This is a genomic window from Agromyces humi (genome assembly GCF_009720255.1).
GTDB lineage: Bacteria > Actinomycetota > Actinomycetes > Actinomycetales > Microbacteriaceae > Agromyces > Agromyces humi.
Map to the genome: position 1 here is coordinate 1 of NZ_WJSP02000100.1, position 10,511 is coordinate 10,511.

Here is a 10,511-nt window from a genome sequence, read left to right on the forward strand (position 1 = left end):
TCCTCGCGCTGATCTCCCCGGCGTCGATGGGCATGGGGGACGTGAAGCTCGCCCTGGTCATCGGCCTGCTGCTCGGATGGTTCGGCCTCACCGCCTGGCTCATCGCGCTGCTCGCCGCGTTCGTGGTGGCGGTGCGCCGGTCGGTGCGGCGTGCGGCGAGGCCCGCCGTGGCGAATGCGTGTGCGAGGCTCATCGTCCCGTTCCCGTCCGTGCGACCGCCGATCGGCCGCGACGGCCCCATGTTCACGGCGGCCGCGGTCCGCCGGATCCGGGCGGTCCCGATGTCGACCCCCGGGAGTACACTGAGGTTCTCTCGTCTAGGGGGTGCGCATGGTCTCCGCCGATCTCATCGCAGTGCTCGCCACGGCCGGCTTCGTCGGACTGTTCGTCGGCACGTCGGTCCTCGCCGGCCGCGGCCTCGGGCTCGAGCAACGCGCCGGACTCCTCGAACGCCGCGATCCCGGCACCGCGGCCGCGCTCCGCCGAGCGCAGTCGATCACGGACTTCGCGAGCGGCGGCGTGTTCGGCGACGAGGGCTTCGGCGCCGTCTGCACGCCGAGCCGCAAGAGCTGGCACGACATGGCCAGGGTGCGCGCGACTGATTCCGACCTCCGCGTCGAGGTGCCCGAAGAGACGCTGCCGCCGATGCCGGCCACCGTCGTCGCCCTCGCCCGGAGCGAGCACGTGCCGCAGGCGCCGCGCACGCGGCATCCGTCGACCGAGGCGCCCGTCAGGGCTCAGGCGGCGGCGAAGAGCCCCGGCCACCAGCCGACGGCCAGGGGATAGCCCACGAACGACACGATGTCGATGATCCAGTGCGCGATCACGAGCGGCATCGTGCGGCCCCAGCGCGCGTAGCACCAGCCGAAGACGACGCCCATGGCGACGTTGCCGACGAACGGTCCGAAGCCCTGGTACAGGTGATAGCTCCCGCGCAGCACCGCGCTGGAGAGGATGGTGGCCCATCGTCCCACTCCGAGCTCGGCGAAGCGCGTGAAGAGGTAGCCGACGACGATGACCTCCTCGGTGAGTGCGGCCTCAAGGGCGCGGAACACGAGGATCGGCACCGTCCACCACAGCCAGTCGGCCGGTGAGGCCTGCACCGCGACGGTGAGGCCGAGCACCCGGCCGAGCGCGTACAGCGCCAGGCCCGGCACGCCGATCACGAGCACCAGCAGCACGCCGGATGCCGCGTCGCGGCCGGGCTGCGTCAAGTCGAGGCCGATGCGGCGGAACGGGCTCCGACCGGGCTGCCACAGCAGGTAGAGCACGAGCGCCACCGCGAAGAGCCCGAAGAAGACGTCGAGGAACTGGTAGGTGAAGTCCAGCCACTCGCGCGTCGAGCGCGACGGGTTGAGCGCCACGCTCTGGTCGCCGAGCGCGCGCTCCTCGGTGAGCTTCGCGATGAGCGACACGATCGAGTAGACGGCGGACGCACCGAGCGACAGTCCGAGGACGATCACGACCTCGATCCGCAGGCGCCATGCAGTGGACATGCGGTAATCCTCGCATGGCGGTGATGCGCGCAAGAATCGTGCGCCGCCGGGCGGTTTTCCGCATCCGTGTCACCCGCTACATTGCGCGTCGGTAACGGTTTCCCTCTGGGTTTGCTTCCGTGCAAGCGGCTTCATAGTCTCGATCTACTAGCGCTCCAGTGCGACCAGAAGTCGTGCTGTCGACGCACATCTCACCAGGAGGAACATTGAAGATCAAGAGATTTGGCGTTGTCGCCATTGCTCTTGCGGCCGCGGGAGCGCTCACGCTCTCGGGCTGCACCAGCGGTGACGCCTCGTCGTCGGCCGGCGCCGGCGACTCCAGCGCCGTCGTCACCACGAACGGTTCTGAGCCCCAGAACCCGCTGGTCCCGACGAACACCAACGAGACCGGTGGTGGCAAGATCCTCGACGCGATCTTCGCGGGCCTGATCTACTACGACGCTTCGGGCGCCCCCGTCAACGACGTCGCCGAGTCGATCGAGACCGACGACGCGCAGAACTACACCATCAAGCTCAAGGCCGACCAGAAGTTCTCGAACGGCGAGCCCGTCACGGCTTCGTCGTTCGTCGACGCGTGGAACTACGGCGCACTCCTCTCGAACGAGCAGCTCTCGAGCTACTTCTTCGAGTCGATCGAGGGCTTCAGCTACGACGAGGACTCGGAGCTCACGGGCCTCGAGGTCGTCGACGACACGACCTTCACGGTCAAGCTCAAGCAGCCCGAGTCGGACTTCCCGCTGCGCCTCGGCTACTCGGCGTTCTACCCGCTCCCCGAGTCGGCCTTCGAGGACATGGAAGCCTTCGGTGAGAACCCGGTCGGCAACGGTCCCTACATGCTCGACGGCGAAGGCGCCTGGAAGCACAACGAGAAGATCGACCTCGTCGTGAACCCCGACTACGACGGCCCCCGCAAGGCGGCCAACGGCGGGCTCGACATCGTCTTCTACGCCACGCAGGAAGCGGCCTACGCCGACCTCCAGGGCGGCAACCTCGACGTGCTCGACGCCATCCCCGACGGCGCGCTGTCGACCTTCCAGGACGAGTTCGGCGACCGCTCGGTCACGCAGGCCGCGGCGATCTTCCAGTCGTTCACCGTCCCCGACCGTCTCGCCCACTTCGGTGGCGAGGAGGGCAAGCTCCGTCGCGCCGCCATCTCGAAGGCGATCAACCGCGAGGAGATCACCGACGTGATCTTCTCCGGCACCCGCACCCCGGCGCACGACTTCACCTCGCCGGTCATCGACGGCTACTCCGAGGACATCCCCGGTTCCGAGGTGCTCGACTTCGACGCCGACGAGGCGAAGAAGCTGTGGGCCGAGGCCGACGCGATCTCCCCGTGGGACGGCACCTTCCAGATCGCCTACAACGCTGACGGTGGCCACCAGGCCTGGGTCGACGCTGTGGCGAACCAGCTGAAGAACAACCTCGGCATCGACGCGTCGGGCGCTCCGTACCCGACCTTCGCCGAGGTCCGCACCGCGATCACCGACCGCACCATCCAGACCGCGTTCCGCACCGGTTGGCAGGCCGACTACCCGGCCCTGTTCAACTTCCTCGGACCGATCTACGCGACGGGTGCCGGCTCGAACGACGGTGACTACTCGAACCCCGAGTTCGACGCCCTGCTCAAGGAGGGCCTCGCGCTCACCGACCTCGACGCCGCGAACGAGAAGTTCCAGCAGGCGCAGGAGATCCTCTTCAAGGACCTCCCCGCGATCCCGCTGTGGTACTCCACGGTCAACGGCGCGTGGAGCGAGTCGGTCGACAACGTGGAGTTCGGCTGGAACTCGGTTCCGCTGTACTACCAGGTCACCAAGAGCGAGTAATTCTCGTTCAGGGGCACTCGGGGTTAGACTCTGAGGCGCCCGTGGGGCGGCAGCCATTCGGCTGCCGCCCCACTCCCACGTATCCCCGATGCCGCGCCGATCGGCGTACCATCGAGTGGACGACTCGCAAACGGTGAGGTTTCTTCAACATGTCAACAATCACGAACAGCGGGGCCTGATCCATGGCCGGCTACATCGTGCGCCGACTGCTTCAGGCGATCCCTGTCCTGCTCGGCACCACCTTCCTGATCTACTACATGGTCTTCGCAATGCCCGGAGACCCGATCGTCGCCCTGTTCGGCGACAAGACGCCGCCCCCGCAGGTCCTCGACCAGCTCCGCGAGCGCTACCACCTGGACCAGCCGTTCATCGTCCAGTACCTGATCTTCCTCGGCAACATCTTCCGCGGCGATCTGGGCACCTCGTTCTCGGGTCAGCCCGTCTCCGAGATCCTCGCGACGACGTTCCCCGTCACCCTCCGCCTCGCCGTCATCGCGGTCTTCTTCGAGATGGTCTTCGGCATCTCGGTCGGCCTCATCTCCGGCCTTCGCAAGGGCGGCATCTTCGACGCGAGCGCGCTGGTGGTGAGCCTCATCCTCATCTCGCTGCCGATCTTCGTGGTCGCCTTCGTGGCCCAGTACATCTTCGGCATCCAGTTGGGATGGTTCCGCACCACCGTCGGTCCGGGAGCTCCAACGCAAGACCTGATATTGCCGGCGCTGGTGCTGGCGACGATCAGCTTCGCCCAGATTGTGCGACTGACGAGGGCGTCAGTCATCGACACGGACACGCAGGACTTCGTTCGCACCGCCGCGAGCAAGGGCCTGTCCCGCACCCGCATCGTCCCCGTGCACATCCTGCGCAACTCGCTCATCCCCGTCGTCACCTATCTCGCCGTCGACTTCGGCGTGCTGATGGTCGGCGCGACGGTCACCGAGGGCATCTTCAACGTGCCCGGCGTCGGCCGCACCCTCTACCAGGCGATCATCCGCGGAGAGGGACCCACCGTCGTCTCCTTCGTGACCGTCATGGTGCTGATCTACCTCGTGGTGAACCTGCTGGTGGATCTGCTGTACGCCGTTCTCGACCCGAGGATCCGCTATGCCAAGTAACATCACCAGACCAGACCAGCAGCACTACGTCGCCCCGCTGGAGGAGACGCCGCTCGTCGCGATCGACAAGGTCAAGACCGACGGCAAGCCGTCGAACCTGTGGATCGACGCGTGGAACGACGTGCGCAAGCGCCCGATGTTCTGGATCTCGTCGGTCCTCATCGTGCTCGTCGTCGTCGTCGCGCTGTTCCCCGGCCTGTTCACGCAGGTCGCGCCGAACAACGACTGCCAGCTGTCCAACAGCAACGCCGGTCCGGCCGACGGCCACCCGCTCGGGTTCACCAAGCAGGGCTGCGACATCTACTCGCGCATCATCCACGGCACGTCGACCTCGCTGTCGGTGGGCATCATCGTGACCGTGCTGGTGTTCGTGCTCGGCATCGTCTTCGGGGCCTTCGCCGGCTTCTACGGCGGCTGGATCGACTCGGTCCTCTCGCGCCTCGGCGACATCTTCTTCTCGATCCCCTACATCCTCGCGGCCGTGGTCATCATGTCGGTGTTCTCGCAGTACGCGAACGTGTGGGTGATCTCACTCGCCATCGGCATATTCGCGTGGCCGGCGACGGCCCGCGTGCTCAGGGCCGAGATCCTCAGGGTGAAGAACGCCGACTTCGTGATGGCCGCGACGGCCCTCGGCGTCTCGCGGTTCCGCATCCTGGTGCGTCACGTGCTCCCGAACTCGATCGCGCCCGTCATCGTCATCACGACGATCTCGCTCGCCGCGGCGATCGTCGCCGAGGCGACGCTGTCGTTCCTCGGCGTCGGCCTGCCCTCGAGCACCATGTCGTGGGGCAATGACATCAGCGCCGCCCAGACCGACCTCCGCACGGCGCCGCAGGTGCTGATCCTGCCGTCGATCGCGCTGTCGATCACCGTGCTGAGCTTCATCATGCTGGGCGAGGTCATCCGTGATGCGCTCGACCCGAAGGCGAGGGCCCAGCGATGACCGAGATCGTGAACGGAAGCAACGTGCAGCAGCGCACCGCGGTCGATGTCGGGGAGCGCCCGCTCCTCGAGATCAAGGACCTCCAGGTCGGATTCACCACCCAGGACGGCCTGGTCAAGGCCGTCGACGGGGTGAACATCACCCTCTACCGCGGGCAGAGCCTCGCGATCGTGGGGGAGTCCGGTTCCGGCAAGTCCACGACCGCGCACGCCATCATCAACCTCCTGCCGGGCACGGGTCACGTGTCGGGCGGCCAGATCCTCCTCGACGGCCAGGACCTCACCAAGGCCTCGCCGAGGGAGATGGAGGGCATCCGCGGTCGGAAGATCGGCTTCGTGCCCCAGGACCCGATGTCGAACCTCAACCCGGTGTGGTCCATCGGCTTCCAGGTCGAGGAGGCCATCAAGGCCAACGGCATCGCGACCGGCCGCAAGGAGGTCAAGCAGCGTGCCATCGAGGTGCTGAAGCAGGCCGGCCTGCAGGACGCCGACCGGCGCCTGAAGCAGTTCCCGCACCAGTTCTCGGGCGGCATGCGTCAGCGCGTGCTCATCGGCATGGGGCTCGCGGCCGACCCGCAGCTGCTCATCGCCGACGAGCCCACCTCGGCGCTCGACGTCACCGTGCAGCGCGTCATCCTCGACCACCTCGAGTCGCTCACCCGCGAGCTCGGCACGACCCTGTTGTTCATCACGCACGACCTCGGCCTCGCCGCCGAGCGTGCGGAGCAGCTCGTGGTCATGTACAAGGGCAAGGTCGTCGAGTCGGGGCCGTCGGCGCAGATCCTGCAGAACCCGCAGCACCCCTACACGCAGCGGCTGGTGGCCGCAGCGCCGAGCCTCGCCTCGCGTCGCATCCAGGCCTCGGGCAGCATCGCCGCGGCCGAGTCGTCGATGGCGGCCGACGCGTCGGACGCCGCCGGCGACACGATCGACCTCATCGCCACGGCCGAGGCCCGTGCCGAGGCGCTCGCGGCCGTGGCATCCGCCCCGCCCGCGATCATCGTCGAGGACCTGACCAAGGTCTTCAAGATCCGCGGCTCGGGCGAGTTCACGGCGGTCGACAACGTGTCGTTCCAGATTCCCAAGGGCACCACGATGGCGCTCGTCGGCGAGTCGGGTTCGGGCAAGTCGACGGTCGCGAAGATGCTCCTCAAGCTCGAGGACGCCACGAGCGGCAAGATCGTGGTCGGCGGCAAGGACCTGGCGAGCGTCACAGGCAAGGAGCTCTTCAACCTCCGCAGCCGGATGCAGCCCGTGTTCCAGGACCCGTACGGCTCACTGAACCCGCTGCGCAACATCGGCAACACGATCGCGGAGCCGCTGCACACGCACAAGGTCGGCACCAAGGCCACGCGCCGCGCGCGCGTGCTCGAACTGCTCGACCAGGTGTCGCTGCCGCGCACGCTGGTGAGCCGCTACCCCAACGAGCTCTCGGGCGGCCAGCGCCAGCGCATCGCGATCGCGCGGGCGCTCGCGCTGAAGCCCGAGATCCTCGTGCTCGACGAGGCGGTCTCCGCGCTCGACGTGCTCGTGCAGGCCCAGATCCTGCGCCTGCTCGCCGACCTGCAGGCCGAGCTGGGGCTCACGTACCTGTTCATCACCCACGACCTGGCCGTCGTGCGCGTCATCGCCGACCACGTGTCGGTGATGCAGCGCGGCCGGATCGTCGAGTCGGCCACCACCGACGAGGTGTTCGACAACCCGAAGGAGCAGTACACCCGCGACCTGCTCGCGGCGATCCCCGGGGCCGGCATCGAGCTCGGCGCCTAGCCCGGAAGCACCGTCCGAACGCCCGGCATCCGCTCATCCGGATGCCGGGCGTTCGGCGTTCCCAGCCGAACCCGCGGCTCGCACGGTAGGCTTGTCGGGTGCGCGCCGTGGAATCGGCTTCGCGCGATCCCACAGACCTTCACACCCAGCGCTTCCGCGCTGCCGCCGCGCCGCCCGCGAGGGCCGCGTCGGTGCCACGTGACGACACGCATCACTGAGGACCAACCATGGCCAACGCCACCCGCAACGACCTGCGCAACGTCGCGATCGTCGCCCACGTCGACCACGGCAAGACGACGCTCGTCGACGCCATGCTCAAGCAGACCCATTCGTTCGCCGACCACGCCCATGTCGACGAGCGCGCCATGGACTCGAACGAGCTCGAGCGTGAGAAGGGCATCACGATCCTCGCCAAGAACACGGCGATCAGCTACGAGGGCGTGCACGCGCCCGATGGTCCCGTCACGATCAACGTGATCGACACCCCCGGCCACGCCGACTTCGGCGGCGAGGTCGAGCGCGGCCTCTCGATGGTCGACGGCGTCGTGCTCCTCGTCGACGCCTCCGAGGGTCCGCTGCCCCAGACCCGGTTCGTGCTCCGCAAGGCGCTCGAGGCCCGGCTGCCGGTCATCCTCCTCGTGAACAAGACCGACCGTCCCGACGCGCGCATCGCCGAGGTCGAGGAGGAGAGCCACGACCTGCTGCTCGGACTCGCGAGCGACCTCGTCGACGACGTGCCCGACCTCGACGTCGACGCGCTGCTCGACGTGCCGGTCGTCTACGCATCGGGCAAGGCCGGTCGCGCGTCGCTCACCCGCCCGGCCGACGGCTCGCTGCCTGCGGAAGACGACCTGGAGCCGCTCTTCGGCGCGATCATCGAACACATCCCCGCGCCGAGCTACGACGACGAGGCGCCCCTGCAGGCGTGGGTCACGAACCTCGACGCCTCGCCGTTCCTCGGCCGCCTTGCGCTGCTGCGCGTCTTCAACGGCCGCATCCGCAAGGGCCAGACCGTGGCCTGGGTGCGCCACGACGGCTCCCACTCGAACGTGCGTGTCACCGAGCTCCTGAAGACGAAGGCCCTCGAGCGCTTCCCCGCCGAGGAGGCGGGCCCCGGCGACATCATCGCCGTCGCGGGGTTCGAGGACATCACGATCGGCGAGACGCTCGCCGATCCCGATGACGTGCGCCCGTTGCCCGCGATCCACGTCGACGACCCCGCGATCTCGATGACGATCGGCACGAACACCTCGCCGATCGTCGGCAAGGTCAAGGGCCACAAGCTCACGGCGCGCATGGTCAAGGACCGCCTCGACCGGGAGCTCGTCGGCAACGTGTCGCTCAAGGTCCTCGACATCGGCCGTCCCGACGCGTGGGAGGTCCAGGGCCGTGGTGAGCTCGCGCTCGCGATCCTCGTCGAGCAGATGCGGCGCGAGGGCTATGAGCTCACGGTGGGCAAGCCCCAGGTGGTCACGAAGCAGGTGAACGGCAAGACGCACGAGCCGTACGAGCACCTCACGATCGACGCGCCCGAGGAATACCTCGGTGCGATCACGCAGCTCCTGGCCTCGCGCAAGGGCCGCATGGACAACATGTCGAACCACGGCACGGGCTGGGTGCGCATGGAGTTCATCGTGCCGAGCCGCGGCCTCATCGGGTTCCGCACCGAGTTCCTCACGACGACGCGCGGCACCGGCATCGCGAACGCGATCTCACACGGGTACGACGAGTGGGCGGGCCAGATCGTCACGCGCAACAACGGCTCGATCGTCGCCGACCGCGCGGGCGTCGTCACGCCGTTCGCGATCATCGCGCTGCAGGAGCGCATGACCTTCTTCGTGAACCCGACCGAAGAGGTCTACGAGGGCATGGTCATCGGCGAGAACTCGCGCAACGACGACATGGACGTGAACATCACCAAGGAGAAGAAGCTGACGAACATGCGTCAGTCCACTTCCGACACCTTCGAGTCGATGACGCCGTCGCGACAGCTCACGCTCGAGGAGTGCCTCGAGTTCGCCCGCGAGGACGAGTGCGTCGAGGTCACCCCTGAGAAGGTGCGCATCCGCAAGGTCGAGCTCGACCAGACGGCGCGTGCCCGTGCCACGTCGCGCCTGAAGAAGCAGGGCTGATTCTCAGGATCCGGTTTCGGTGAGCGGATGTCTCGAGCGTGAGCTCGGGGCATCCGCTCATTCCGTTGCGCCGTGCGCAATGGAAAACGCGTGCCGCGCGCCGGAGGTCACGAACGGGTAACGGATGAATCTCCCAGATTCGGTGCGTACGGTAGGCGGGATTGCCCCGAGACTTCTGACCTGGATACGTAACGCACCTGCATGAATTCCCCCACACACGGCCACCGCGCCGCCCCGAAGCCCCCTGCCTCGTCCCGCGCACGCACCATCGCTGCCCGCCCCCGCGTCTCCCGCACGAGCCCTGACCGAGCCCCTCGCCGTCGATCGTTGCGTCCGGCGTTCTCGGTGATCGCGATGACCTTCGCGTCAGGCATGCTGGTCGCGACGAGCGTGCCGGCCCTCGCCATCACCGCGACCGACGCCGAGCCGCGCGCCTCCGTCTACGCCCCGGTCGAGGACTCGATCACGCTGGCCCCGCAGACCATCGAGGTCGCGCACGAGGCCGAGCTCAAGCCCATGGCGGTCGAGGGCTACGCCGTCGAGGCCGCGCCGCCGCCCCTCCTCTCGCAGATCGCGGGGCTCGGCAGCGTCTCGATCGTCAAGGCCGACCTCGTCGTCTGGCCCGTGCTGACCCCCGAGAAGCGCTCCTCGGGCTTCGGTCCGCGTGACGCTCCCTGCGCCGGCTGCTCGACGAACCACGACGGCGTCGACTTCAATCCGGGCAACGGTACGCCCGTGATGTCGATCGCCGACGGCGTCGTGGTGCTCGCGACCGAGAACGGCGGCGGGCTCGGCGTGAACGTCGAGGTCCAGCACAACATCGGCGGCGAGCTCATCACGAGCTCCTACGCGCACATGCAGTTCGGCTCGCTGCAGGTCGTCGAGGGCCAGCGTGTCAGCGCCGGCCAGCAGCTCGGTGTCGTGGGCACGACCGGCCAGTCGACCGGCCCGCACATGCACCTCGAGATGTTCGGGTCCGACGGCGTGCGGTTCGACGGCTTCGCCTGGCTCGACGAGCACATCGCCTGATCGCCGTTCGCGGGCCGCTCAGCCGGGGCTGAACCCGGCGCCGGCGCCGTCCGTGAAGCGCGGACCGCGCTTCTCGAGGAAGGCGGCGACGCCCTCGGCCTTGTCGTCGGTGCGGAACGCGCCCTCGAAGCCCGCGATCTCCAGCTCGGTCGCCGTGTCGGTCGGTCGGCCGGATGCGGCGACGAGCACGCGCTTGGCGAG

General features: G+C 68.1%; 9 protein-coding genes and 1 pseudogene. 7 read left to right on the forward strand and 3 right to left on the reverse strand.

The features are described from left to right. Positions 1–193: hypothetical protein (locus GH736_RS24935; RefSeq protein WP_235933974.1), on the reverse strand; the 193-nt coding region annotated here is incomplete at its 3' end. 137 nt (positions 194–330) lie between these two features. Between GH736_RS24935 and GH736_RS24940 the strand changes: the two genes are divergently transcribed. Further along, positions 331–786, forward strand: a complete 456-nt coding sequence (locus GH736_RS24940; protein WP_235933976.1) for a hypothetical protein — start codon at positions 331–333, stop codon at positions 784–786. Here the strand turns inward: GH736_RS24940 and GH736_RS10340 are convergent. Further along, entirely contained in the window at positions 738–1,496 is a 759-nt protein-coding gene (locus tag GH736_RS10340; protein WP_159602862.1) for a CPBP family intramembrane glutamic endopeptidase, read from the reverse strand. The two genes, GH736_RS24940 and GH736_RS10340, sit on opposite strands and share 49 nt — an antisense overlap. Before the next feature lie 206 nt (positions 1,497–1,702). Here GH736_RS10340 and GH736_RS10345 point away from each other — a divergent pair, with 206 nt between their 5' ends. The 6 genes from GH736_RS10345 (at position 1,703) to GH736_RS10370 (ending at position 10,310) form a co-directional block, all read left to right on the forward strand. Continuing rightward, positions 1,703–3,322 carry a peptide ABC transporter substrate-binding protein gene (locus GH736_RS10345; RefSeq protein ID WP_159602864.1) on the forward strand — a complete coding sequence of 540 codons (1,620 nt, stop codon included), beginning with the start codon at positions 1,703–1,705 and terminating at the stop codon, positions 3,320–3,322. Positions 3,323–3,504: 182 nt separating this feature from the next. Further along, the gene (locus GH736_RS10350; RefSeq protein ID WP_159602866.1) at positions 3,505–4,434 is read left to right on the forward strand and encodes an ABC transporter permease; all 930 of its coding nucleotides are present in this window, start codon (positions 3,505–3,507) and stop codon (positions 4,432–4,434) included. Continuing rightward, entirely contained in the window at positions 4,424–5,380 is a 957-nt protein-coding gene (locus GH736_RS10355) for an ABC transporter permease (RefSeq protein WP_159602867.1), read from the forward strand. The genes GH736_RS10350 and GH736_RS10355 overlap by 11 nt, the downstream gene beginning before the upstream one ends. Further along, a complete protein-coding gene (locus tag GH736_RS10360; protein ID WP_159602869.1) occupies positions 5,377–7,149 on the forward strand; it encodes a dipeptide ABC transporter ATP-binding protein in 1,773 nt (590 codons plus the stop codon). Before GH736_RS10355 ends, GH736_RS10360 begins: the two co-directional genes overlap by 4 nt. Before the next feature lie 227 nt (positions 7,150–7,376). After that, positions 7,377–9,281, forward strand: coding sequence for a translational GTPase TypA (gene typA / locus GH736_RS10365; protein ID WP_159602871.1), 1,905 nt, complete (start codon positions 7,377–7,379; stop codon positions 9,279–9,281). Between the two features lie 354 nt (positions 9,282–9,635). Beyond that, complete coding sequence (locus tag GH736_RS10370) at positions 9,636–10,310, forward strand: M23 family metallopeptidase (protein WP_159602873.1); 675 nt, start codon at positions 9,636–9,638, stop codon at positions 10,308–10,310. An 18-nt stretch (positions 10,311–10,328) separates the two neighbouring features. Here the strand turns inward: GH736_RS10370 and GH736_RS10375 are convergent. Further along, positions 10,329–10,511: pseudogene (locus tag GH736_RS10375) on the reverse strand (hypothetical protein); the annotation flags it as partial.